We start from the raw sequence: 22,661 nt of genomic DNA, 5'->3' as shown, positions 1-22,661 counted from the left end.
ATGCAAAGCGTTTGCTTGGTGAAATGAATATACTCCACACGAAGCCTCTTTCGCTGTCGTCCCGGACCTGATCCGGGATCCATGAACCACCCCGGGAGCACCCCATGACCGAAGCATTCATTTACGACGCCATCCGTACACCGCGCGGCAAAGGCAAAAAGGACGGCAGCCTGTACGAGGTCAAGCCGGTCAACCTGCTGGCCGGCGTGCTGACCGAGCTGCAGCGCCGCAATGGCTTTGACACGGCGCACGTCGATGATGTGGTGATGGGTGTGGTCTCGCCGATTGGCGAGCAGGGCTCCGTCATCGCCAAGGTCGCCGCACTGAAAGCCGGCTGGGACTTCCGCGCCTCGGGCGTGCAGATCAACCGTTTTTGCGCCTCCGGCCTGGAAGCCGTGAACCTGGCCGCGCAGAAGGTGCGTTCGGGCTGGGAAGACCTGGTGGTGGCCGGTGGCGTCGAAAGCATGAGCCGCGTGCCCATCGGTTCGGACGGCGGCGCCTGGGCACAGGACCCGGAGACCAACAGCGCCACCGCCTTTGTGCCGCAAGGCATAGGTGCCGACCTGATAGCCACGATCGAAGGTTTCAGCCGCGCCGATGTCGACGCTTTTGCACTGGAGAGCCAGAAACGCGCGACCCAGGCCCGCGCAGCCGGCTATTTCGACCGCTCGGTTGTGCCGGTGAAAGACTTTCTTGACCAGACCATCCTGGCGCAGGACGAATTCATCAAGCCGCACACCACCCTGGAAGGCCTGGCCTCGCTCCGGCCGGCGTTTGAACAGATGGGCGGCATGGGTTTTGACCAGGTGGCCCTGACGCGTTACCCGCAGGTCGAGCGCATCCACCATGTGCACCACGCCGGCAATTCCTCGGGCATCGTGGATGGTGCTGCAGCGGTGCTAGTCGGCTCCGAAGCCGCCGGAAAAATCCATGGCCTCACGCCGCGGGCCCGCATTGTCGCGGCCGCACTCAGCGGTGCCGACCCGACCATCATGCTGACCGGCCCCATGCCGGCAGCGCGCAAGGCGCTGGCCAAGGCCGGCTTGAGCATAGACCAGATCGACCTGTTTGAAGTCAACGAAGCCTTTGCAGCGGTGGTGATGCGTTTCATGAAAGAGATGAAGGTGCCGCACGACAAGGTCAACGTCAACGGCGGCGCGATCGCCATGGGCCACCCGCTGGGCGCCACCGGCGCCATGATCCTCGGCACCCTGATCGACGAGCTGCACCGGCGCAAGCTGCGCTACGGCCTGGCCACGCTGTGTGTGGGCGGCGGCATGGGCATTGCAACGATTGTCGAGAGAATTTAATGCCGTTCGGGCTGAGCTTGTCGAAGCCCTTTCATAGACATCGCAAATGCCCTTCGACAAGCTCGGGGCGAACGGAGAAGAAATGAAAACCATCCAATACGAACTGGCCGACGGCATTGCCACCCTCACCTTCGATGAGGAAGGCTCACCGGTCAACACCATGTGCGCGCAGTGGCAGAAAGACCTGACCGAAGCCACCGCACAGGTCGTGAAAGACAAGGAAGTGATTCGCGGCATCGTGCTGGCGTCCAACAAAAGCACCTTCTTTGCCGGCGCCGACCTCAAGGCCACGATGCGGCTTCAGGCCGCGGACGCGCCCCAGGTCTTCCACGAAATCGAGCAGACCAAGAAGAACTTCCGCACGCTGGAAACCCTGGGCAAACCGGTGGTCAGCTGCCTCAACGGCACGGCGCTCGGCGGTGGCTGGGAAGTGGCACTGGTCGGTCATTACCGCATCGCGGTTGATGACAAAAAGATCCAGTTCGGCCTGCCCGAAATCACGCTTGGCCTGATTCCCGGCGCCAGCGGCATCACCAAGATGACGCGGCTGCTCGGCCTGATGGGCGCGCAGCCTTATATTCTGGAAAGCAAGCTGTTCAACCCGCATGAAGCGCTGGAACTCGGCCTGGTGCATGAGCTGGTGCCGGATGCCGCCGCGCTGCGCCCTGCGGCGCTGGCCTGGATCGCGACGCATGATGGCGCCGCCGCCCCGGCGCACCATCCCTGGGACGACAAGAACTACAAGATGCCTGGCGGCACGCCGACCAACCCCAAGATCGCCGGCATGCTGGCCGTGGCGCCGGCCGTGCTCAAGCAGAAAACACGCGGCCTGTACCCGGCTCCCGAATACGCGCTGGCCGCCATGGTCGAGGGCGCGCAGGTCGATTTCGACACCGCGCTGCGCATCGAATCGCGTTACCTGGCCAGGCTGATCGTCAGCCCTGTGGCCAAGAACATGATCAACACCTTCTTCTTCAACATGAACGCGATCAAGTCGGGCCGCTCGCGTCCCACCCCTTCGACCCCTTCGACGGAGCTCAGGACAGGCGGCTCAGGACGATCGGAAAAGTGGAAGCCGCAAAAGGTCGGCCTGCTCGGCGCCGGCATGATGGGCGCGGGCATTGCCTACGCCCAGGCCAGCCGCGGCATCAGCACCGTGCTCAAGGACGTCAGCCACGACAAGGCTGTCGCCGGCAAAGCCTACAGCGCCAAACTCACGCAGTCACGCGTGGACAAGGGCCGCATGAGTGCGCTGGAGCAGGCCGCGCTGCTCGCGCGCATCCAGGCCACCGACAAGGTGGCCGACCTGGCCGGCTGCGAGCTGATCATCGAAGCGGTGTTCGAACGCCGTGACCTGAAAGCCAAGGTCACGCAGGAAGCCGAGCCGTTGCTGGCGCCCGGCGGCTTTTTTGCGTCCAACACCTCCACTCTGCCGATCAGCGGGCTGGCCACGGCCAGCGCGCATCCGGACAAGTTCATCGGCATCCACTTTTTCAGCCCGGTCGACAAGATGAAACTGGTCGAGATCATCCGCGGCAAGCAGACCGACGATGACACCGTGGCGCGTGCCTTCGACTACGTGCAGGCCCTCGGCAAGATTCCGATTGTGGTGAACGACTCGCGCGGCTTTTACACCAGCCGCACTTTCGGCACCTTTGTGATGGAAGGCGCGGCCATGTTGGGCGAAGGCATTCCTGCGGCGGCGATTGAAAACGCCGGCATCCAGTGCGGCATGCCGGTGGGCCCGCTCGCCGTGCTCGACGAAACCGCGCTGTCACTGAGCGTGCATGTGCTGGACCAGACCCGCGCCGACTATGTGGCCGAAGGCAAGACCTACATCGCCACGCCGGGCGAGTTGATCGTCGAGCGCATGGTCAAGGAGTTCGACCGCAATGGCCGGGCCGCGGGCGCCGGCTTCTACGACTACCCCGAGGAAAAAGGCGCGAAGAAAACCCTGTGGCCCGAACTCAAGCCCCTGTTCGAAAAGCCCGGCACGGCCTGGGCCATCACCGACCTCAAGGACCGGCTGCTGTACCGCCAGGCCGTGGAAACCGCGCGTTGCCTCAGCGAAAACGTGCTGACCAGCGTGCACGACGCCAACATCGGCTCCATCTTCGGCATCGGCTTTCCTGCCTGGACCGGCGGCGCGATGCAGTTCATCTACAGCATGGGCGTGGACGCGTTTGTGCAGCGCGCCGGCGAACTGGCTGCCCAGTATGGCCCGGGTTTTGTGCTCAGCGATGAGGTCAAGGCCGCGATCAAAAAGTACCAACCGGTTTACTGAACCTCGAGGTTGGTCAGCAGGCCGGCTTTCTGCACCTTGCCCAGCGCAGTTTTGGGCAAGGCTTCGCAGAACAACACACGTTTGGGGTGCTTGAAGCGGGCGAGCCGGCCCTCGAACAGCTGCAACACCTGCGCCGCATCGAGATCCGCGCCGGGCGTTTTCACAATGACGGCGACGACCACCTCGCCCCAGCGCGCGTCTAGCTGGCCCACCACCGCGGCTTCCAGGATTTGCGGGCAATCGGCCAGCAGGTTTTCAATCTCGGCCGGGTAGACGTTTTCGCCGCCCGAGATGATCATGTCTTTGGAGCGTCCTACCACTTCATAAAACCCGGCGGCATCACAGCGCGCCAGGTCGCCAGTATGAAACCAGCCATTGGCAAAGGCCGGGTTACCGGCGTCGGCCCAGTAGCCGCACATCACATTGGGCGCACGCACCCAGATTTCGCCGACCTCACCCGGGGCCACGGTTTCACCCCGCGTGTTGATGAGTTTCACTTCCACATGCAATCCGGCCTTGCCAGCCGCCCCGACGTGTTGCATCGCATCGGCACGGCGCAGGTAGATGGAGACCGGGCCGGTTTCGGTCGCGCCATAAACCTGGCCAAGCGGCACACCGCGCGCATGGATGGCCGCGATCATCGATGCGGGAATGGTGGAAGAGCCCGCTGCCAGAAAACGCAGGGAAGACAGATCGGTAGCTGCAAAATCGGCATGGTCCAGCACCGCGCGCAAGGTGGCCGGCACCATCAGCGACAGCGTGGGCCGCCGCCTGGCGACATCGGCCAGCCACGCACCGGCATCAAAACGCGCATGCAGGGTCACCGTTGCGCCAGCGTGCAGGGCGGGCAGGGTCTGGATACACAGGCCACCGACATGAAACATGGGTAGCACACTCAGCACATGGTCGTCCTGCCTGAGCTCATGCGCATGGGCGGAGATCACGCAGTTCCAGATCAGGCCGGACTGCGTGTGCAAGGCGCCCTTGGGCCGGCCGGTGGTGCCCGAGGTGTAGACCAGCAGCACCGGCGAGGCATACGCCCCCGCGAGGATGCCGTTGCCGGTGCCGCCATTCGCAGCCAGCCAGGCGGCAGGCAGCAAGCGGCAGCCCTGGGTCGCCGCCAGCGCGCCAGCCGCGCCGGCGTGTACGCTGTCGCTGACCAGCAGACTCACACCCGCGTGTCCAAGAATCGCCGCGTGTTCGGGCGCGGCCAGGCGGTGGTTGAGCGGCAGCAGAATCGCGCCCACACGCGCCAGCGCAAACAGCAGCACCAGCAGGGCCGGATCATTGAAGCCCAGCCAGGCCACCCGGTCGCCCGGCTGCACGCCGGCCGCCAGCAGCACGCGCGTCGCAGACTCGATGCGCTGCCACAAGGCGGGATAGGTGATGTCTTCCCCTGCCGCGTGGATTGCCACCTGCTGCGGCGAGAACTGCGCGTGCCGTTCGATGATCTGCGCGAGGTTCATTCCGATCCCGGCTTACAGCACAGCCTGTTCGTCCTGTTCACCGGCCTCGTACAGGCATTCGCGCCCGAGCCGGTCGATGCAGAGTTCAGCGGTCCACGGCAGCATCAGCGAGCCGCAACGCGAGTCGCGGTACATGCGCTCCAGCGGCAGGCTCTTGAGCATGGACTGGCCGCCGCAGGTGCGCACCGCCAGGCGGCAGATCTCGTTGGCGTTTTCCATGATGGTGTAGTGGGCCGCATACAGCCCGAGCCGGATTTCCTTGGAAGGATCGACGCGGGCGGCACGGGCATTCTGCAAAAAAATCGCGCGCGTCTGCTCCAGCCGGACTTTCATTTCCGCAACAGCGATCTGTTTGGTCGGGTACATGCGGCGCTTGACCGGTGGTGTGCCGGGCACCTCGCCGCGCAAATACTGCACCGTGAAGTCGTAGGCCGCCTGGCAAATGCCCATGTAGGTCGGCGACAAGGTCGCAAACATGTGCGGCCAGCGCAGCGCAGCCTGGGCATACAGGCCTTCGGGAATCAGGCGTTCCACCTCGGGCACAAACACGTCCTGGAACACCAGCGTGCGCGACACCGTGCCACGCATGCCCAGCGGGTCCCAGTCGCCGGTGACGCTGACACCGTCCGAATTTTTGTCAACCGCCAGGTACAGCGAATCGCGCTGGGTCGCGCCCGGCTTGTCCAGCGTGCACAAAATGCCGTAGTAGTCGGCTGCGCCGGCCAGCGAGGCAAAAATCTTCTTGCCGTTGACGATGTAGCCGCCGTCAACCTTTCGGGCCAGGGTGCCGAAAGGCGCCTTGCCGGCGGCAGCGGCACCACCTTCGGAAAAAGGCTGCGAGTAAACCTTGCCCTGCTTCACCACGCGCTCGTAATGGATCTTGCGGTGGGCCTCGTGGTTGGCACGCTGCTCGGGCGTCATGTCGAGGTCGTCGGCGATGAAGCCGGTCCACATGGTGGAGCTCACATGCATGTTCAGCGTCAGCGCGGTGGCGCCGCAATGCCGGCCGATTTCGGCGGCGGTCATCACATAGGTGGCAAAGTCGGCGCCCCAGCCGCCGTCTTCTTCGGGCACACAGATGCCGAGCAGGCCGGCTTCGCGCAGGTCGGCGTAGTTCTCGAAGGGGAACACCGCATCGCGGTCAATCTGCTGCGCGCGCGGCGCGAATTTTTCGCGGCCGAGGCGGGCAGCAATCGCCAGCAGCTCGGTCTGCTTGGGCGTGAGTTCGGTGTAGTCGCCGGCGATCGACGGCGGCAGGTAGCGGGCAGCAGGAGGTGGGGAGACAGGCAGTGCAGACATGGGTCGGTTCCTCGGGTCAGGTCAGGGCAAAAAGTGTTGTTTCAGGAATGTCAGGACAGCGTGGTTGAACAGCTCGGGCTGCTCGATGTTGGCGATGTGGCCCACCTGCGGCAGGCAGACATAGGCGGCGCCGGGGATGCGGCCGGCCATTTTTTCCACCACCGCGGGCGACGCGTTGAGGTCCAGCTCACCGGCCAGGCACAGGGTGGGCACGGCAATGTTGCCCAGCGCGGCCAGCCGGTTGAAGGACACGATGGCCGACAGTGCGGCGCGGTAACTTTCCGCGGGGACGCGGGCCATCAGCGCGGCGCCTTCGGCGATCCGCACCGGCTCGGCGTCGGGCGCGAACATGGTCGGCACCAGTTTGTGGGCGAGGCCTGCCATGCCCAGCCCCTGGTCCAGCGGCGCAAAACGGCTCTGCAAGAACTGCTGTTGCCAAGCGCCATCGGCCTTGCCGAAAGCCGGCGAGGTGCTGTAGAGAATCAAGCCATGCACCAGCGCGGGATGCAGGGCCGCCAGCTCCTGCGCAATCATGCCGCCCATGCTGTGGCCGAGCAGCACGTTGCGCCTGGCGCCCACATGCTCGATCAGGGTTTTCAAGGCATCGGCCAGCAGCGCGTTGGTGCATGGCGACAGGGGCGCTGATGCGCCATAACCCGGCATGTCCCAGGCCACCGTCCTGAAGTCCTGGCTCGCCAACACCGGCTGGTTGTGTGCCCAGGCTTCCTTGCCGCCACCCACGCCGTGCAGCAGGAACACGGCGGTGTCGCCCTCACCTTGTTCGAGATAGGCCGGCATCGCCATGGCTCAGGCCAGCTCGCCGGTCAATTGCCCGGCGTCCACGATCACCTGACCGTCCAGCGCCACGGTGCAGCCGCGCAGCGGCAGATCGAAGTGCCCCAAGGTATGGCGCCCCGCCACCTCGTTGGCGCCTGTCGAGTACAGGAAGTTGCCGGCGAAGGCGCGCAGCTCGGTGCCGTTGAAGTCCTTCTTGTCGTACAGGGCCATCGCATCCCAGTGCGCCTTGGGGTTCATGCCCCAGCCCACATGCGAGACGGCGTAGGCTTCGCGGTCGCCCCAGGCAGCCCAGTAGCTGCGCATCAGGTCGGCGTCGACATGCTGGCCGGCAATGTCGGTCACGAAGTCGTTTTCAATCGTCAGCACCACGGCTTGTTCGAGGTAACGCTTGAAGGTCAGGTTGACATCGCCGGGGGCCAGCACCAGCCGTCCGTTGACGCTGCCCCGGGCCGGAAAGGCCAGGCACAGACCGCCCGGCCAGTGCGAGATGGTGCCGGGCCGGGCCGTGTAACCCCAGCCGCCACCGGCCTGCGCCCCGACCAGCGAAATGGCCAGGTCGGTGCCCGCCTGCGAAGTCACACGCATGGCCTTGGCGCTGCGCAGCAGCTTGATGCCGGCCTTGACCTTGGGTTCGAGCACGGGATCGGGCAGGCAGCGCTCGAGGATTTCGGGGTGTTCGTTGGACACCATGAGCACGCGCGCGCCGCCCTTCAGAATGTCGGGCAGCTCGGCCGCATGCAGCAGGCCTTCCACCGTCAGGTCGGCCACAAAGGTGCTGGCTGCGAGGGCCTGCACGACCGGCGCGAGCTGGCCGATGGCGTCCGAGGCGCCGGTCGAGCGCACCGGCACCGGCGCGGCCAGCCGGGGTGTGCTCAGCACCAGGTGAAAGGCCCGCGCGCCGAGGCGCGCCAGCGCAAGCTCGGCGAGCTGCACATTGACCGGCCGCGACTGCGTCTCGGAGAGAATGGCCGCGCTGTCGCCGGCCTTGACGCCACACAGCGCAAAAGTCTCGGCGAAGCAGTCAATCCATTTGGCTTCAATTCGTTCCTGCAGCATGAAAACTCTTTCTTAAAGGCTAAAGGCGTGAGCCGAGCGCGAAATACCCGCCGGCATGAAACAGGAGCGGCGCAGCCTCGGACAGCGTGAAACGCTCGACTTCGGCAATGAACAGACAATGGTCGCCGGCGATTTGCCGCGACACCGTGCGGCATTCAAACCAGGCACTGGCGCCATGCAAGAGCGGCAGGCCCCAGGCGTTTTCCGCATGCGCCACCCCCTCGAACTTGTCGTCCTGCGGCAAGGCAAAACGGCGTGACACCTCCACCTGGGCTTCGGCCAGCACGTTGACAACAAAACGATCAACCGCCTCGAAGACCGGCAGGCTGGGCGAACTGCAGCGCAGTGACCAGAGGATCAGCGGCGGCTCCAGCGACAGCGCCGAAAACGAATTGACCGTGAGCCCGACAAAGGCACTGTTGCTGGCACGGGTGGTCACCACCGTGATGCCGGTGGCGAACTGGCCCAGCGCGATGCGCAGGGCCCGGCTGTCCGGCGCCGCAGCGGGAACAAGGGCATCGGAACCCGGGGTGGCTTGCAGGGCAGCATTCATTCGTCGCATAATATATGAATATTCATGCAATACGCAAGCGCATCCACCCGGCCTCCTGTTTCGCGAGGCCCCCCATGAGCCGCTCCCGCAAACCGGCCGCTGCCCCAGCGGCCGAGGGTCGTTTCATCGACGGCTACCTGTCCTACCTGCTCGCGCGGGCCAGCCACACCGTGTACAGCGAATTCCACGCCCTAGTCCAGGCCGCCGGTTTGAGCCAGCTGGAATGGCGGCTGCTGGCCACCTTGTCGGACGGTGACGGCCTGACGATTGGCGAACTCGCGCGCGAGATCCTGGCCCAGCAACCGACGCTGACCAAACTCGTGCAGCGCATGGAGAAAGCCGGCTGGGTGCGGCGCGGCGAAGACCCGGCCGACGCACGCCGCACGCTGGTGTTCGAGACCGAACAGGGCCGTGCCACCGTGGCCGCACTGCTGGCCCAGGCCAAGGCGCACGAAACGTCGCTCTTGCAGGACTTCAGCGAACGTGACGTCACGACCCTGAAGAAGATCCTGCGTACCCTGATCAGCCGCGGCGACGGGGGCTAACACCAGTTGCCGGGTCGGCGTAAATTACTTGACTTTGTCAAGTAATTGATGAATCATGGCTTCCATGACACCGAGTACCGCTACCGTCTCCGCCGCTCACGTCAAGGCGGTTCGCCGCTTCAATCGCTTCTACACCCAGCGCATCGGCGTGCTGGCCCCTTACCTGGGCAGCGAGTTTTCATTGACGGAGGTGCGTGTGTTGTACGAACTGGCGCATCGCGACCAGCCCACGGCCACCGAGCTGGGCCGCGACCTCGCGCTGGATGCGGGCTACCTCAGCCGCATCCTGCGTCGTTTCGAGGCTCAAGGATGGATGGCCCGCATGCCCTCGCCCGCTGATGCCCGGCAAAGCCTGCTGCAACTCACCGAGGCCGGCCACCAGGCGTTTGCACCGCTGCAACAACGCTCGCGCGACGAGGCGGCCGCCCTGCTGGCACCGCTGCCCAGGCCGGCGCAGCAGCAACTGACTCAGGCGCTGGCCACCGTCCAGCGCCTGCTGGCATCTGACGCTTCCCCCGCCCCCCAAAACGTGGTGCTGCGCGACCCGCAGCCCGGCGACATGGGCTGGGTGGTGCAGCAGCATGGCGAGGTCTACGCCCGCGAGTACGGCTGGGACAACACCTTCGAAGCGCTGGTGGCGGAGATCGTCGCCGGTTATGTGTGCCAGCACCAGCCCGACTGGGAACGCTGCTGGATCGCCGAGGTCGACGGCGAGCGGGTCGGTTCGGTGTTTGTCGTGCGCAAGTCCAAAACCGTGGCGCAGCTGCGCCTGCTGATCCTGACGCCGCAGGCCCGCGGGCTGGGGCTGGGCGCACGCCTGACCGATGAATGCCTGGCCTTTGCGCGCGGCAAGGGCTACAAAAAAATGGTGCTCTGGACCAACAGCTGCCTGGACAGCGCGCGCGCCCTGTACGCCAGGCGCGGCTTCAAGCTGGTCAAAAGCGAGCCCTACACCGGCTTCGGCAAAGACCTGGTCGGCGAGACCTGGGAACTGCGGCTGTGAACCGCCCGCCGCCCCGGTGAAGCTCAACCTGGCCCTGCTGGCCGCGGCCGCCACCGGCGTGCAGGTCGGCGCCGCCATCGTGACCTCGCGTTTTGTCGTGGCCGACGTGCCGCCGCTGACCCTGGCGCTGCTGCGGTACGCGATTGGTTTTGCCTGCCTGCGGCCCTTCTTCTTGAAGTCTCTCATGGCCCCAGCCCTTGAGGGACAAGCGCGAGCAGCTCTTAAAAATATAGCAACCGCCGACTGGCTGGTCATGGCCGCGCTCGGCACCGGCCAGTTTGCGGTGTTGATCGCGCTGCTCAACTACGGCTTGCAGCACATCGGTGCCGCCCAGGCGGCGCTGATCTTCAGCCTGTTCCCGCTGCTGACCCTGTTGCTGTCCAGTGCCCTCGGGCGCGAACGCATTTCTGCCGCGCTGCTGGCCGGCGTGTTGCTGTCCATCAGCGGCGTGGCGCTGTCGCTGTGGCCCAAACTCCAGGCGCCGCACCCGGGCCACTGGTGGGGTGAGGCGGCGGTGCTGGCCAGTGCCGGCGTCGGGGCGCTGTGCAGCGTGTTGTACCGCCCTTACCTGCAGCGCTACCCGACGCTGGCGGTGTCCAGTTTTGCGATACTGGTGTCGGTGCTGTTTCTCGGCCTGCTGGCCCTGACCGAAAACTGGCCGGCGCGGGTCATGGCGCTCGGCCTGATCGGCATCTCCAGCGGCATTGGCTACTTCTGGTGGCTCTACGCCCTCAAGCACGAGTCGCCGACGCGGGTCACCGTGTTTCTCGCGCTCAACCCGCTGACGGCGGCCCTGCTCGGCGTGCTTTTTCTTGGCGAAGCCCTTTCCCCGTGGTCGGCAGCAGCTATCTTTTTAATAGCGTCCGGTTTGTGGCTGGCGACCCGCGGCGCGGCGCCGGCCCGGCGATAATCGGCCCATGAATGCACCGCCCGGCCCAGAAAAAGCCACCCGCCCGCAGCCCCAGTCCCTGACCGACCTGTTTGTCTCCTTCACCCTGCTGGCGCTGCAGGGTTTCGGCGGTGTGCTGGCCGTCGTGCAGCGTGAACTGGTCGAGAAAAAACGCTGGATGACGCGCGAGGAGTTTGTCGAGGAATGGGCCGTCGCGCAAATCATGCCCGGGCCCAACGTCGTCAACCTCTCGCTGATGATCGGTCACCGCTACTTCGGCCTGCGCGGCGCCATGGTGGCCCTGGCCGGCATGCTGGCGGTGCCGCTGCTGGTGGTGTTGCTGCTGGCGCTGGTGTACGCGCAGTTCGCCGGCAACCCCGGCGTGGCCGGCGCCCTGCGCGGCATGGGGGCGGTGGCCGCGGGCCTGATTGCCGCCACCGGCCTCAAACTCATGGGCGCGCTGAAAACCCACCCGCTGGGGCTGCCGGTCTGCATTGCCCTGGCCGTGGCGTGTTTTGCCGCCATCGCCTTGCTGCGCCTGCCGCTGGCTTATGTGCTGCTCGGCCTCGGCGGGCTGGCCTGCACCCTGACCTTCCGCAAGCTCGCGCCATGAGCCTGAACCTGCAATGGACCGACTGGCTCGGCATGTTTGTGCATTTCCTGTCGCTGTCGCTGCTGTCGATAGGCGGCGCCATCACCACCGCGCCCGACATGCACCGCTACCTGGTGGACCGGCAGCACTGGCTGACCGATCCGCAGTTCAACGCCTCGGTGGCGATTGCGCAGGCCGCGCCCGGACCCAACGTGCTGTTTGTCGCGCTGATGGGCTGGCAGGTGGGACTGAACGCGGGGGGCCCGCTGCTGGGCCTGTTCGGCGTGCTGGTCACCATGCTGGGCATCATGCTGCCCAGCACCACGCTGACCTACCTGGCCGCCAGCTGGGGCCACCGCAACCGCAACCTGCGCTGGGTGCGCGCCTTCAAGCAGGGCATGGCGCCCATCGTGATTGCGCTGCTGATCGCCACCGGCTGGATCCTCGCCAGCGCCAACGTCACCAGCCAGAAAGACTGGCCGGTGGCGCTGCTGACCGTGGTGACGGCGCTGATTGTCTGGCGCACCCGCATGCACTTGCTGTGGCTGCTGGGGGCCGGCGCGCTGCTGGGCTGGTTCGGCTGGATCTAGCCGCACAGCACATACCCTGCCGCGAGGCTGGTGGCTTGAAATGAAAATGGGCTTGCGCCCTTTCGGGTCGGGCGCCAGCAGCTATCAAAAAGAGAGCAATTGGCGCCGCACTCAGCTACGCTGGCGCAGAGCCTCATAAAGGCAGACGCCGCTGGCCACCGAGACGTTGAGGCTTTCGACGGCGCCGCGCATCGGGATGCGGACCAGCTCGTCGCAGGTCTTGCGTGTCAGCTGGCGCATGCCCTCGCCTTCGGCGCCCAGCACCAGGGCCACCGGGCCCTTCAGGTCCACGTCGTAAATGGTTTTTTCGGCATCGTCGCTGGTGCCTATGCACCAGATGTTGCGTTCCTTGAGCTCACCCAGGGTGCGCGCCAGGTTGGTCACCATGAAATACGGCATGGTTTCGGCGGCGCCGCTGGCCACCTTGGCGACCGTCGCGCTGATGCCGGCCGCATGGTCCTTGGGCGCAATCACCGCGTGCGCGCCGGCCCCGTCGGCCACACGCAGGCAGGCGCCGAGGTTGTGCGGGTCGGTCACGCCGTCGAGCACCAGCAGCAGCGGCGACTCTTCCCCGGCGGCCTCGAGCTGCTCGAGCAGTTCGTCCAGCGACTTGACCTGCGGCACGGCATCGACCCGCGCCACCACGCCCTGGTGGCCGTGGCTGCCGCACATCTTGGCCAGCCGCAGCCCGTCCGACTCGATCAGCCGGATGCCGGCCTCCCGGGCACGGTCAACAAACTGGCGCATGCGCGCGTCGCGCCGCGACACGTCAAAAAACACCTCGAAAACGGATTGCGGCGCGGTTTTGATGCGCACGCCGACGGCATGGAAGCCGAACAGGACTTTGGGGGAAGAAGACATTCTTTGATTATCGCTGCACCACCTCGCCTCCTGACAGCAGGGGGGCGCCGGGGAGATAGGCGGCAGGACGGCCAGCCCAAAATGGCAACTATTGATGTTTTCGTAATTCATGACGCCACACCGTTCGGGCTGAGCCTGTCGAAGCCCTTCGACAAGCTCAGGGCGAACGGTAGTAAGTTGCCTATCATGATTTATGGAAGTCTCAATAAATGTATTGAGATTTTGAGATGGCTTTCCAAACGGAGACGTGATGGGTTTACGCCTGAAGTTCAATCTGGTGCTGGTGATCGTGTTCCTGGCCGGTTTTGCGGCCAGGAAGCCACGCTGAACCCGCCCCACCCGCGTGTGGCGTCCGTACAGGACGACGCCATGCCCGGGGCCGTGGACATCGGCAACACCGCGGTGGCTGGCCAAGCACTGCTGCGCCCCATCGACCGGGTGCCGAGCCCGCACGAAGACAGCAGCGCCGGCACGCCGCGCAGGAATGTGCTGGGCATCGTGATGTTCCTGAACCTGGTGGCCTCTGCCAGACATCCGGTGGACCAGCACATGGCGCTCAGGGAGCGCTTCAACGAACTGATTGGCAAGGCGCTCAAGGGTGTGGCCGAATCCTCGCGCATCGTGATGGACACCGGCGACGGCGTGGCCGTCTGCTTTCTCGGCGACCCCGAGGAGGCGCTGCAATCGGCGCTGCTGCTGTGCGCGGGCTGCTGCTGCAGAAATATGGCCAGATGCCGGCGGTACGCATCGGGTTGCATTTGGGGCCGGTGCGCATGGTGCATGACGCCCACCAGCGTATCAGCGTGGTCGGTGACGGCATCAACGTGGCCCAGCGCATCATGGACTTTGCCCAGCCCAACCAGATCGTGGTTTCGCGGGCCTACCACGACGTCATTTCGCGCATCATGGACAACGCCGCCGGCATGTTCAGTGCCATGGGTCCGCACCTGGACAAACACCTGCGTTCACACGAGATCCATGCCGTGCTGGACCGGCCATCGCGGCCGCCCCCTGCCGCGCCGGCGCGCAGCGGGTTTGAAAACACCGCCTCGTTCGCGGCCCTGGCCACGCTGACGCCCGAGGCGGTGGCCGAGATCGAAGCCGAACTCGCCAGAAGCATCGGGCCGCTGGCCAAAGTCCTCGTCGGCAAGGCCGTAGCGCGCACCGTCAGTGCCCAAGGCCTGCGCGAGCTGCTGGCGGTGTCGATTCCCGACCCGGCGACGCGGCAGCTGTTCCTCCAGCCGAAAAACCACAAGACCCAGCCTGTGCCCCACCCGGCCAGCCGGCCGGACTGGTCCGGCACCCTCAACCCATTCCATCCCTCCAGCCGGCCGCGCACGGACCCCAGCCAGAGCGTCAGTTCGCGCAGCACGACGGTATCGGCCCTCTCCTCCCCCTGCTTCAGCGACGCGCAGCTCGCGCAACTGGAGCGGGCCCTGAGCCAGCTCATCGGCCCGCTGGCGAAAATGATTGTGAAGAAGGAAGTGGCGCGGCATACCGCGCTGGAGACGCTGCTGCAGTCCCTGGCGGCCGAAATCGACCGGCCTGTCGACCGGGCCGGCTTTCTGGCGGCGATGCAAAAACTCTAGCGCCAGGGTCTGCGCCGTGCCCCGATCGCTATTCTATTGATAGCATCCTGCACAGGTAAATCGGGCGCTACAGGCCAATTTTACCCTAAGCCGCGACGACCTGCCCAGCCTCGATGGTGATGCGCCGCTCGCAGCGCGCAGCGATGCCGGGGTCGTGCGTCACGAGCACCAGCGTGGTGCCCAGTTCCTGGTTGAGTTCGAACATCAGCGCCATGACTTTTTCGCCGGTGGCAAAGTCCAGGCTGCCGGTGGGCTCGTCGGCCAGCAGCACCGCAGGCTGCACCACAAAGGCCCGGGCCAGCGCCACCCGCTGCTGCTCGCCGCCCGACAGCACCTTGGGGTAGTGGCCCAGGCGTTCACCGAGGCCGACCCGCTTGAGCATCTCGGTGGCCTGCGCCCGGGCGTTTTTTGCGCCCGACAGTTCCAGCGGCAGCATCACGTTTTCCAGCGCGTTGAGGTTGCCCATGAGCTGAAAACTCTGGAACACAAAGCCGACCTTCTGGGCCCGCAGCGCCGCGCGGTCGTCTTCACTGAGCGCAAACAGGTCCTGGCCGGCCAGCCGCACCGTGCCCTGGGTGGGCGTGTCCAGCCCGGCGATGATGGACAGCAGCGTGCTTTTGCCCGAACCGGAAGCACCGACAATGGCGGCAGTCTCCCTGGCCGCGAGTGCGAAGTCAATATCGCGCAAAATGGTCAGCGTGCCCGTCGAGTCGCTCACGCTCTTGAAAACATGCTCGACGGAAATAATTGAAGGTGAACGGTTTCCCGCCCCTGCCGCCAAGGTGGACGGCGCCGCAGAAACAGGAACAACGGGTTCAAACATGCCAGCCTTGTCGGATATTTTGGGAATTATTTTTGGAATGAATCGCCCTGACTTTACCAAGCCCGGGCGGCGCGCGGGTCTGCTGGGCCTGATGCTCTGCACTTTCATGCTGGTATTGCCGCAGAACGGGCGGGCCCAGGCAGTTGCCCAGGCGGCGGCCGGCACCGGACCGACGATTCTGGTGGTCGGCGATTCGCTGAGCGCCGAATACGGCCTCAAACGCGGCAGCGGCTGGGTCAGGCTGATGGAGCAGCGCCTGGCCAGCGAAAAAATTCCGGCCCGGGTGGTCAACGCCAGCATCAGCGGCGACACCACCTCGGGCGGGCGCTCGCGCCTGCCGGCCCTGCTGAGCCAGCACAAGCCCGGCGTGGTCATCATCGAGCTGGGCGGCAACGACGCCCTGCGCGGCCTGCCGCTGGACATGACCGAAGGCAACCTGCGCGCCATGACGCAGGCGGCCCAGAAGGCCGGCGCCAGGGTGCTGCTGGTGGGCATGCAGGTGCCGCCCAACTACGGCAGCGACTACGCGGCCAAATTTTCCGGCCTGTTTGCCAAGGTCGCGAAAGACCGCAAGGCGGCGCTGGTGCCTTTCCTGCTCAAGGGCGTGGGCGACACCGACGATGCCACCCGGCTGTTCCAGGCCGACCGCATCCACCCGAACGAGCAGGCGCATCCGCTGATGCTGGCCAATGTCTGGCCGGAACTGGGAAAACTTCTCAAGTGAGCGTCGACCGCATCACGGCCCAGGAGGCGCTGGTCCGCCTTGCCGATTTCTCAACCATCATCGACGCCCGCAGCGAAGGCGAATACGCCGAGGACCACCTGCCCGGCGCCGTCAACTGGCCCAGCCTGAACGACGAGGAACGCAGGATTGTCGGCACGCGTTACAAGCAGATCAACCAGTTCGAGGCGAAAAAGCTGGGCGCCGCGCTGGTCGCCAAAAACATTGCGGCCCACATCCAGCGCGAGGTGCTGGACAAGCCGCGCGAATGGCAACCGCTGGTGTACTGCTGGCGCGGCGGCAAGCGCAGCGGCTCGCTGGCGCTGATCCTGGACCAGATCGGTTTCAAGGTGACCCTGGTGGACGGCGGCTACAAGGCCTTCCGGGCCGCCCTGGTCGCCGACCTGCCGCAACTCGCCGCCCGCCACAGCTACCAGGTGGTGTGCGGCACCACCGGCAGCGGCAAGACCCGGCTGCTGCAGGCCCTGCAGGCCCAGGGTGCGCAGGTGCTGGACCTGGAAGCGCTGGCCAACCACCGCAGTTCGGTGCTGGGCCTGATCCCCGGTGTGCCGCAGCCCAGCCAGAAGGCTTTTGACAGCCTGATCTGGGCCGCGCTGCGCAGCTTCGATCCGGCCCGCCCGGTCTACATCGAGAGCGAAAGCAAGAAGGTCGGCAACGTGGCCGTGCCCGAAGGCCTGATCGCCGCCATGCGCGCCGCCCCCTGCCTGCAGCTGGAGCTGGCCGAAGACGAACGTGTCGCGCTGCTGCTCGAGGACTATGATTTTTTCGTCAAGGACATCGCGTTTTTCTGCGAACGCCTGGGCGCGCTGACCGAGGCCCGCGGCAAGGAGACCGTGCAGGACTGGCAGGCGCGTGCGCGCAGCGGCGACGTGGCGTCCGTGGTGCGCGAGTTGCTGGTCAGGCACTACGACCCGGTGTACCTGCAGTCGATGCGGCGCAACTTCAGCCACTACGAAACCGCCCGGGTCCTCGCGCCACGCGACCACACGGCCGCAGCGATGGCCGAGCTCGCAGCCCGCATGCTGGCCAGCTGAAACGCAGACGCCAACAAACAGGCCCCGGAGGAACAGCTGCCTGTCCCTGCGGGGCCTGGTTGCCGCATCAGCTATCAAAAAGAGAGCTGCTTGCGCTGGTAGATCAAGGGCTGGAGCCCGATTTGATTCAGATGACCGAAGGTCTCCGGCACCTCAGGGTGCGGGATCGGCCGGTGGCGGCGTGCCGCCTGCGTCTTCGCCATCGGGCGTATCGTCATCGGGCAGGTCCGGCTTGCCTTCGGCCTTGCGCTTGAGCTTTTCTTCTTTCTTCTTCTTTTTGGCCAGCTCTTTCTGACGTTTTTCGTAGGAATAATTGGGAGTTGCCACAGCGTGCTTTCTTCAGGAATATGTCCTAACTGTACTGCATAGCCGCCAGCGCCTTCGCCAGGTCGGCCTGCAGGTCGGCCACCGCCTCCAGCCCGATCGAAAACCGCACCAGGCCGCCCTGGAAGGGCCAGGGCGTGGTCCGTATCGCCGGCACGTCGTAAGGCACGCACAGGCTCATGGGGCCGGCCCAGCTGTAGCCGAGCTTGAACAGCTGCAGGCTGTCGCAGAAGCTGTCCACCTGGGCTTGCGGGTAGCCGGCCTTGAACACGATGCTCAGCAGGCAGGCCGCGGCTGTGCAGTCGCGTTGCCAGGTCGCATGGCCGGGCGAGCCGGCCAGCGCCGGGTGCAGCACGGCTTCGATCTGCGGCTGCTGCTGCAGCCAGGCCGCCAGCGTGCGCGTGGCGCTGTCCTGCGCGGCGTAACGCAGGGCCATGCTGCCCAGCCCGCGCAGCACCAGTTCGGCGTCGTTGCCGGCCACGCCGTAACCGACACGCATATGGCAGAAATGCACCAGGTGATGCAACGCCTCGTCGCGCGTGACGACCGAACCCATCAGCACGTCGGCGCCGCCGCTGGGGTACTTGGTCAGGGCCTGCACGGAAATGTCGGCGCCCAGCGCAAAGGCATTAAAGGCGATGCCGGCGCCCCAGGTGTTGTCCAGTGCGGTCACGATGCCTTGCGGATGCACGTCGCCATGCGCCTTGACAACCGCCACCAGCGCTGGCAGGTCCGGAAACTCCAGCGTGATCGAACCCGGCGCCTCGAGCCAGACCAGGCGCGTTTTGCCACTCAGTTTGGCGGCCAGATCGGCGGGCTGCATGGCGTCGTAATAACGGGTGCTGACGCCCCAAGCGGCCAGCTCATGCTGCGCAAAGGCCTTGTTGGGGCCGTAGGCGTTGTCCGGAACCAGCACCTCGTCGCCAGCCTTGAGCAGCGCCATGTCCACCAGCACCACCGCCGCCAGCCCGCTGGGAACCAGGGTGCAGAAGCTGCCGCCTTCCAGCGTGGCGATGCGCTCTTCCAGCGTGAAGGTGGTCGGCGTGCCATGCAGGCCGTAGGTGTAGCCGGTCTTGTGTTTCCAGTCGCGTTGGCGCAAGGCCGCAACATTAGGAAAGATGACCGTCGAGGCCTTCTGGACGGCGGGATTGACGGCGTCAAAGCCGGCGGGCGGCTTGTAGGGATGGTGGATCAGCTGGGTGGAAATATCGCTCATGCACCGATGTTAGCTGAGCCCCCCCGGTCGCTCACTGCGTGTAGCTCCCTGCCCCCCCGAGGGGGCCGCTGCGCCTGCGGTCCGGCAAAGCCGGTCCCGCGGCCCCTGCTTGAAGGGAAAGGCCGCGATTCAGGCGTCAATCCCCGGTGGGGCTAAATCTTCCACTTTTCCATCAGTTGCGCGGGTCGCAACGCATCGTAGCCCTCAAAGGGCTGGTGAATCCACGGGTTGGTCGGCAGGAACTCGACCGAGTAGTCGGGCTGGAAGGCGGACACGCCCTTGGTCCAGATCACCGCGCTGCGCAGCTCGCTGATCGGCTTGTAGTTGTTGCGCAGCTGGTGGATCACGGCGTTGAGTGTGTGGCCGGTGTCGGCCAGGTCGTCAACCAGCAGCACCTTGCCGGCGATCTCGCCCTTGGGCGTGGTGATGAAACGCGCGATGTCGAGGTTGCCCTGCACCGTGCCGGAGTCGGCGCGGTAGGAGCTGGTGGACATGATGGCCAGCGGCTTGTCGAAAATGCGCGAGAGGATGTCGCCGGGCCGCATGCCGCCGCGCGCCAGGCACAGGATGGTGTCGAACTTCCAGTCGGACTGGTGGATCTTGATCGCCAGTTTTTCAATCAGGTTGTGGTACTCGTCATAACTGACATAAAGGTGCTTGCCGTCTTCGGTCAACATGAAAATGCTCCTGATTCAATAGCTGGTTGCGCCCGCCCCGACTGGGCTGGAGCACGATTTAACTGAAAACCCTGCAAAAACGCTCAGGCCACGAACGGGTGGCGCAACAAGATCGTGTGGTCGCGGTCGGGGCTGGTCGAGATCATGTGAATCGGCACGCCGGTGACTTCCGCGATGCGGTGCAGGTAGCGCTGGGCTGCGGCCGGCAGCTTGTCGTAGTCGGTCACACCCACCGTGCTCTGGGTCCAGCCCGGCAGGGTTTCGTAGATCGGCTTGCAGCGGGCAATCTCTTCGGCGCCCATGGGCAGGATGTCGGTAAGGTGGCCGTCAAGTTCGTAGCCGGTGCACAGCTCCAACTGCTCGATGCCGTCGAGCACGTCGAGCTTGGTGATGCACAGGCCGGACAGGCCATTGACCTGCGCCGAACGTTTGAGCAGGGCCGCGTCGAACCAGCCGCAGCGCCGGCTGCGCCCGGTGGTCACGCCTTTTTCGGCACCCACGGTGCTCATGTGGTAACCCGGCGTGCCCGGTGTTTCCCAATCGAGCTCGGTCGGGAAAGGACCGCCGCCCACGCGGGTGCAGTAGGCCTTGGTGATGCCCAGGATGTAGTGCAGCATGCCCGGGCCGACACCGGCGCCGGCGGCCGCGTTGCCGGCCACGCAGTTGCTGGAGGTCACAAACGGGTAGGTGCCGTGATCCACGTCGAGCAGCGTGCCCTGCGCGCCTTCGAACAGCAGATTCGCGCCCTCGGCATGCGCGTCGTTGAGTTCGCGCGACACGTCGGCCATCATGGGCTTGAGCAGTTCGGCGTGGCGCATGGCTTCGTCATAGACAGGCTGAAACTCGATGGCCGGCGCGTTGAGGTAGCCGGTCAGCACGAAGTTGTGCAGGTCCAGCAGCTCGCGCAGCTTGGCGGCAAAGCGCTCGGGGTACTTGAGGTCCTGCACGCGCAGGGCGCGGCGGGCGATCTTGTCTTCATAGGCCGGGCCGATGCCGCGGCCGGTGGTGCCGATCTTGACGGTGCCGCCGGTTTCGCGGCGGGTCTCGCGCGCAATGTCGAGGGCCGCGTGGAACGGCAGGATCAGCGGGCAGGCTTCGCTGATGCGCAGGCGCGAACGCACCTCGACACCGGCTTTTTCCAGCCCTTCGATTTCTTCAAACAGCTTGGCGGCCGACAGCACCACGCCGTTGCCGATGTAACACTTGACGCCCGGGCGCATGATGCCGCTGGGGATCAGGTGCAGGGCCGTCTTGATGCCGTTGATGACCAGCGTGTGGCCGGCATTGTGGCCGCCCTGGAAACGCACCACGCCCTGCGCGCTTTCGGTCAGCCAGTCCACCAGCTTGCCCTTGCCCTCGTCACCCCACTGGGTACCCACGACCACCACGTTGCGGCCGGCGGTTGCGGCGATTGTCTTTGTCATCTTCAGTCTGCTTTCAGGAGGGGTTAGTTATGCGGGCGGCGCGGCTTCAGGCCGGCTTGTTGCCCAGCGGCTGGACCTGCCACTGGCCGGCCACGCTGGCCAGTTCGCGGTCACAGTCAAATTCATCAACTTCGTGTTCATGGCCGGGCAACACGCAGGCCACGGTTTCACCGCCGGCGCGCAGCGCGGCAATTGCGCTGCGCAGCCCGGCTTCTTCGCCCCAGGGGGCGCGGATGGCGGGACGCAAGGGTTTGGGTGTCAGCACGCTGACCAGTTCTTTCAGGTCCAAGCTGAAGCCGGCGGCCGGACGGTTGCGCCCGAACACGGCGCCGACCTCGTCATACCGGCCGCCGCGCACCAGCTCGGCGCCCTGGGCGCCGTCGCGCTGGCCACGGCCATAAATCGCAAAACGGGTGCCGCTGTAATAGGCATAACCACGCAGGTCGGCCAGGTCAAAACCGATGCTGACATTGTTCGCCAGGCTGCTGACATGGGTGGCCAGCCACTTCAGGTTCTGCAGCGCCTTGAGCGCTTCGGGCAAAGCCTTGAACGCTTTTTCGGCCTCAAGCAGTACCTTCTCGTCGCCATAGAACTGCAGCAGTGCGAGCAGTCCCTGGCGTGCCGCGGCGGGCAACTCGCCATTGAGGCTGGCCGTCAGGCTTGCCAGCTCACTGGCATCCTTGCTCGCCAGGGCGGCATGAATGCGGGCCAGCATGGCCGCACTGACTTTGGCGCCTGCCAGCAGGCTGCTCACGATGCGCACATCGGCCATGTCCACCGACAGCTTCGTTACGCCGGCGGCGGTCAGCCCCTCCAGCGCCAGCAACTGGGCTTCGAGGTCGGCTTCCAGGCCGGCGTGACCATAAATTTCAGCGCCGAACTGCAGCGGCTCGCGCGTGGCATGCGGGCGGTCGGCGCGGGTGTGCAGCACCGGGCCGCAATAACACAGGCGGGCCACGCCCTGGCGGTTGAGCAGGTGGGCGTCGATGCGGGCCACCTGCGGTGTGGTGTCGGCGCGCAAGCCCAGGGTGCGGCCCGAGAGCTGGTCCACCAGCTTGAAGGTCTGCAGGTCCAGCGCCTCACCGGTGCCGGTCAGCAGGGATTCGAGATGTTCGAGCAGCGGCGGCATGACCAGCTCGTAGCCGTAGCTGCGCGCCGTGTCGAGAAACAGGCGACGCAGCTCTTCAATGTGACGCGCCTCGGAGGGCAGGACATCGGCAATTTGATCCGGCAATTGCCATGATGACGACCAGGCGGGCATGTATTTATCGTGGGCTGTTAAAAACAGGATTTTACCGGGCTTGGGGCCTGTTTTCGGCCCGCGCCGGCACACAGGTGCCCGACGGACTCAAATACAGGCGCCAGACCAGCCGCGTCAGCAGCTGGCGATCAGAGCAGAAAGGCCATCCACACCAGGCCGGCAACGATGCTGCCCAACCCGAAAAAGCGGATCTGGCCATCCGTGAGTTTGAGGATCTTCTCGAACATGCCGCGCCAGCCGCGCGGCGAGAAAAACGGCAGCAGCCCCTCGATCACCAGCATCAACGCCAGTGCCTGCCAGATCGTGCTGCCGTCCAAGAGGGGCC

23 protein-coding genes are annotated in these 22,661 nt (G+C 65.5%); 10 read left to right on the top strand and 13 right to left on the bottom strand.

The window, feature by feature from the left end; all coding sequences use genetic code 11:
* Positions 1-104 precede the first annotated feature (104 nt).
* Both B7G52_RS07620 and B7G52_RS07615 read left to right on the top strand, forming a co-directional pair.
* Positions 105-1,310, top strand: coding sequence for an acetyl-CoA C-acetyltransferase (locus tag B7G52_RS07620; protein WP_096697019.1), 1,206 nt, complete (start codon positions 105-107; stop codon positions 1,308-1,310).
* Between the two features lie 82 nt (positions 1,311-1,392).
* Positions 1,393-3,594, top strand: coding sequence for a 3-hydroxyacyl-CoA dehydrogenase NAD-binding domain-containing protein (locus B7G52_RS07615; protein ID WP_096697018.1), 2,202 nt, complete (start codon positions 1,393-1,395; stop codon positions 3,592-3,594).
* Here the strand turns inward: B7G52_RS07615 and B7G52_RS07610 are convergent.
* The 5 genes from B7G52_RS07610 to B7G52_RS07590 are packed head-to-tail and all read right to left on the bottom strand — an operon-like array spanning position 3,588 to position 8,766.
* Positions 3,588-5,060, bottom strand: a complete 1,473-nt coding sequence (locus B7G52_RS07610; protein WP_096697017.1) for a class I adenylate-forming enzyme family protein — start codon at positions 5,058-5,060, stop codon at positions 3,588-3,590. The two genes, B7G52_RS07615 and B7G52_RS07610, sit on opposite strands and share 7 nt — an antisense overlap.
* A gap of 12 nt (positions 5,061-5,072) precedes the next feature.
* Positions 5,073-6,359 (bottom strand): acyl-CoA dehydrogenase family protein, encoded by a 1,287-nt coding sequence (locus B7G52_RS07605; RefSeq protein WP_096697016.1) that lies wholly within the window; start codon positions 6,357-6,359, stop codon positions 5,073-5,075.
* A 21-nt stretch (positions 6,360-6,380) separates the two neighbouring features.
* Positions 6,381-7,163, bottom strand: a complete 783-nt coding sequence (locus B7G52_RS07600) for an alpha/beta fold hydrolase (RefSeq protein WP_096697015.1) — start codon at positions 7,161-7,163, stop codon at positions 6,381-6,383.
* Between the two features lie 3 nt (positions 7,164-7,166).
* Positions 7,167-8,213 carry a peptidase M29 gene (locus tag B7G52_RS07595; protein WP_096697014.1) on the bottom strand — a complete coding sequence of 349 codons (1,047 nt, stop codon included), beginning with the start codon at positions 8,211-8,213 and terminating at the stop codon, positions 7,167-7,169.
* A gap of 19 nt (positions 8,214-8,232) precedes the next feature.
* Complete coding sequence (locus B7G52_RS07590; protein WP_096697013.1) at positions 8,233-8,766, bottom strand: flavin reductase family protein; 534 nt, start codon at positions 8,764-8,766, stop codon at positions 8,233-8,235.
* A 74-nt stretch (positions 8,767-8,840) separates the two neighbouring features.
* Here B7G52_RS07590 and B7G52_RS07585 point away from each other — a divergent pair, with 74 nt between their 5' ends.
* From B7G52_RS07585 to B7G52_RS07565, 5 genes are all read left to right on the top strand, one after another.
* The gene (locus B7G52_RS07585; RefSeq protein WP_096697012.1) at positions 8,841-9,311 is read left to right on the top strand and encodes a MarR family winged helix-turn-helix transcriptional regulator; all 471 of its coding nucleotides are present in this window, start codon (positions 8,841-8,843) and stop codon (positions 9,309-9,311) included.
* Positions 9,312-9,375: 64 nt separating this feature from the next.
* Positions 9,376-10,314: a GNAT family N-acetyltransferase gene (locus B7G52_RS07580; protein ID WP_371329001.1), complete on the top strand. Its 939-nt coding sequence runs from the start codon at positions 9,376-9,378 to the stop codon at positions 10,312-10,314.
* A gap of 16 nt (positions 10,315-10,330) precedes the next feature.
* Positions 10,331-11,224, top strand: coding sequence for a DMT family transporter (locus tag B7G52_RS07575; protein WP_205853035.1), 894 nt, complete (start codon positions 10,331-10,333; stop codon positions 11,222-11,224).
* 7 nt (positions 11,225-11,231) lie between these two features.
* The gene (locus tag B7G52_RS07570) at positions 11,232-11,816 is read left to right on the top strand and encodes a chromate transporter (RefSeq protein ID WP_096697010.1); all 585 of its coding nucleotides are present in this window, start codon (positions 11,232-11,234) and stop codon (positions 11,814-11,816) included.
* Positions 11,813-12,385 (top strand): chromate transporter, encoded by a 573-nt coding sequence (locus B7G52_RS07565; protein ID WP_096697009.1) that lies wholly within the window; start codon positions 11,813-11,815, stop codon positions 12,383-12,385. The genes B7G52_RS07570 and B7G52_RS07565 overlap by 4 nt, the downstream gene beginning before the upstream one ends.
* A 111-nt stretch (positions 12,386-12,496) precedes the next feature.
* Here B7G52_RS07565 and rlmB read toward each other — a convergent pair whose 3' ends face one another.
* Positions 12,497-13,246 (bottom strand): 23S rRNA (guanosine(2251)-2'-O)-methyltransferase RlmB, encoded by a 750-nt coding sequence (gene rlmB / locus B7G52_RS07560; protein WP_096662517.1) that lies wholly within the window; start codon positions 13,244-13,246, stop codon positions 12,497-12,499.
* A 731-nt stretch (positions 13,247-13,977) separates the two neighbouring features.
* On the opposite strand from rlmB, the gene B7G52_RS07555 reads away from it, so the two are divergent.
* Positions 13,978-14,835: an adenylate/guanylate cyclase domain-containing protein gene (locus tag B7G52_RS07555; protein WP_141397400.1), complete on the top strand. Its 858-nt coding sequence runs from the start codon at positions 13,978-13,980 to the stop codon at positions 14,833-14,835.
* Between the two features lie 85 nt (positions 14,836-14,920).
* On the opposite strand, the gene B7G52_RS07550 is transcribed toward B7G52_RS07555, so the two are convergent.
* Positions 14,921-15,658 carry an ABC transporter ATP-binding protein gene (locus B7G52_RS07550; protein WP_096697007.1) on the bottom strand — a complete coding sequence of 246 codons (738 nt, stop codon included), beginning with the start codon at positions 15,656-15,658 and terminating at the stop codon, positions 14,921-14,923.
* A gap of 106 nt (positions 15,659-15,764) precedes the next feature.
* Between B7G52_RS07550 and B7G52_RS07545 the strand changes: the two genes are divergently transcribed.
* Together B7G52_RS07545 and mnmH are read left to right on the top strand one after the other, a co-directional pair.
* Positions 15,765-16,382 (top strand): arylesterase, encoded by a 618-nt coding sequence (locus B7G52_RS07545; RefSeq protein ID WP_205853036.1) that lies wholly within the window; start codon positions 15,765-15,767, stop codon positions 16,380-16,382.
* Positions 16,379-17,434, top strand: a complete 1,056-nt coding sequence (gene mnmH / locus B7G52_RS07540) for a tRNA 2-selenouridine(34) synthase MnmH (RefSeq protein WP_096697006.1) — start codon at positions 16,379-16,381, stop codon at positions 17,432-17,434. Before B7G52_RS07545 ends, mnmH begins: the two co-directional genes overlap by 4 nt.
* A 153-nt stretch (positions 17,435-17,587) precedes the next feature.
* Here the strand turns inward: mnmH and B7G52_RS23550 are convergent, their stop codons facing one another.
* The 6 genes from B7G52_RS23550 to B7G52_RS07515 all read right to left on the bottom strand — a co-directional run bounded on the left by B7G52_RS23550 (position 17,588) and on the right by B7G52_RS07515 (position 22,653).
* A complete protein-coding gene (locus B7G52_RS23550) occupies positions 17,588-17,761 on the bottom strand; it encodes a hypothetical protein (RefSeq protein ID WP_170954706.1) in 174 nt (57 codons plus the stop codon).
* A gap of 25 nt (positions 17,762-17,786) precedes the next feature.
* Positions 17,787-18,974: a PLP-dependent transferase gene (locus B7G52_RS07535; RefSeq protein ID WP_096697005.1), complete on the bottom strand. Its 1,188-nt coding sequence runs from the start codon at positions 18,972-18,974 to the stop codon at positions 17,787-17,789.
* A gap of 152 nt (positions 18,975-19,126) precedes the next feature.
* Positions 19,127-19,651 (bottom strand): phosphoribosyltransferase, encoded by a 525-nt coding sequence (locus B7G52_RS07530; protein ID WP_096697004.1) that lies wholly within the window; start codon positions 19,649-19,651, stop codon positions 19,127-19,129.
* 83 nt (positions 19,652-19,734) lie between these two features.
* Entirely contained in the window at positions 19,735-21,063 is a 1,329-nt protein-coding gene (locus B7G52_RS07525; RefSeq protein ID WP_096697067.1) for an adenylosuccinate synthase, read from the bottom strand.
* 58 nt (positions 21,064-21,121) lie between these two features.
* The gene (locus B7G52_RS07520; RefSeq protein WP_096697003.1) at positions 21,122-22,336 is read right to left on the bottom strand and encodes an ATP phosphoribosyltransferase regulatory subunit; all 1,215 of its coding nucleotides are present in this window, start codon (positions 22,334-22,336) and stop codon (positions 21,122-21,124) included.
* A gap of 128 nt (positions 22,337-22,464) precedes the next feature.
* Positions 22,465-22,653: a DUF2065 domain-containing protein gene (locus B7G52_RS07515; protein ID WP_096662537.1), complete on the bottom strand. Its 189-nt coding sequence runs from the start codon at positions 22,651-22,653 to the stop codon at positions 22,465-22,467.
* Between the last annotated feature and the right edge of the window lie 8 nt (positions 22,654-22,661).

Origin of the sequence: Polaromonas sp. AER18D-145 (assembly GCF_002379095.1) — a bacterium.
Lineage (GTDB): Bacteria > Pseudomonadota > Gammaproteobacteria > Burkholderiales > Burkholderiaceae_C > Polaromonas.
The sequence above is the reverse complement of the archived record's forward strand: the minus strand, read 5'-3'. Positions and strand labels throughout refer to the sequence as shown.

Excerpts from the sequence above, each read along its gene's own strand:
- B7G52_RS07620 (WP_096697019.1), top strand. The coding sequence starts at position 105 with ATGACCGAAGCATTCATTTACGACGCCATCCGTACACCGCGCGGCAAA.
- B7G52_RS07615 (WP_096697018.1), top strand. The coding sequence starts at position 1,393 with ATGAAAACCATCCAATACGAACTGGCCGACGGCATTGCCACCCTCACC.
- B7G52_RS07610 (WP_096697017.1), bottom strand. The coding sequence starts at position 5,060 with ATGAACCTCGCGCAGATCATCGAACGGCACGCGCAGTTCTCGCCGCAG.
- B7G52_RS07605 (WP_096697016.1), bottom strand. The coding sequence starts at position 6,359 with ATGTCTGCACTGCCTGTCTCCCCACCTCCTGCTGCCCGCTACCTGCCG.
- B7G52_RS07600 (WP_096697015.1), bottom strand. The coding sequence starts at position 7,163 with ATGGCGATGCCGGCCTATCTCGAACAAGGTGAGGGCGACACCGCCGTG.
- B7G52_RS07595 (WP_096697014.1), bottom strand. The coding sequence starts at position 8,213 with ATGCTGCAGGAACGAATTGAAGCCAAATGGATTGACTGCTTCGCCGAG.
- B7G52_RS07590 (WP_096697013.1), bottom strand. The coding sequence starts at position 8,766 with ATGAATGCTGCCCTGCAAGCCACCCCGGGTTCCGATGCCCTTGTTCCC.
- B7G52_RS07585 (WP_096697012.1), top strand. The coding sequence starts at position 8,841 with ATGAGCCGCTCCCGCAAACCGGCCGCTGCCCCAGCGGCCGAGGGTCGT.
- B7G52_RS07580 (WP_371329001.1), top strand. The coding sequence starts at position 9,376 with ATGACACCGAGTACCGCTACCGTCTCCGCCGCTCACGTCAAGGCGGTT.
- B7G52_RS07570 (WP_096697010.1), top strand. The coding sequence starts at position 11,232 with ATGAATGCACCGCCCGGCCCAGAAAAAGCCACCCGCCCGCAGCCCCAG.
- B7G52_RS07565 (WP_096697009.1), top strand. The coding sequence starts at position 11,813 with ATGAGCCTGAACCTGCAATGGACCGACTGGCTCGGCATGTTTGTGCAT.
- rlmB (WP_096662517.1), bottom strand. The coding sequence starts at position 13,246 with ATGTCTTCTTCCCCCAAAGTCCTGTTCGGCTTCCATGCCGTCGGCGTG.
- B7G52_RS07555 (WP_141397400.1), top strand. The coding sequence starts at position 13,978 with ATGCCGGCGGTACGCATCGGGTTGCATTTGGGGCCGGTGCGCATGGTG.
- B7G52_RS07550 (WP_096697007.1), bottom strand. The coding sequence starts at position 15,658 with ATGTTTGAACCCGTTGTTCCTGTTTCTGCGGCGCCGTCCACCTTGGCG.
- B7G52_RS07545 (WP_205853036.1), top strand. The coding sequence starts at position 15,765 with ATGCTGGTATTGCCGCAGAACGGGCGGGCCCAGGCAGTTGCCCAGGCG.
- B7G52_RS07535 (WP_096697005.1), bottom strand. The coding sequence starts at position 18,974 with ATGAGCGATATTTCCACCCAGCTGATCCACCATCCCTACAAGCCGCCC.
- B7G52_RS07530 (WP_096697004.1), bottom strand. The coding sequence starts at position 19,651 with ATGTTGACCGAAGACGGCAAGCACCTTTATGTCAGTTATGACGAGTAC.
- B7G52_RS07520 (WP_096697003.1), bottom strand. The coding sequence starts at position 22,336 with ATGCCCGCCTGGTCGTCATCATGGCAATTGCCGGATCAAATTGCCGAT.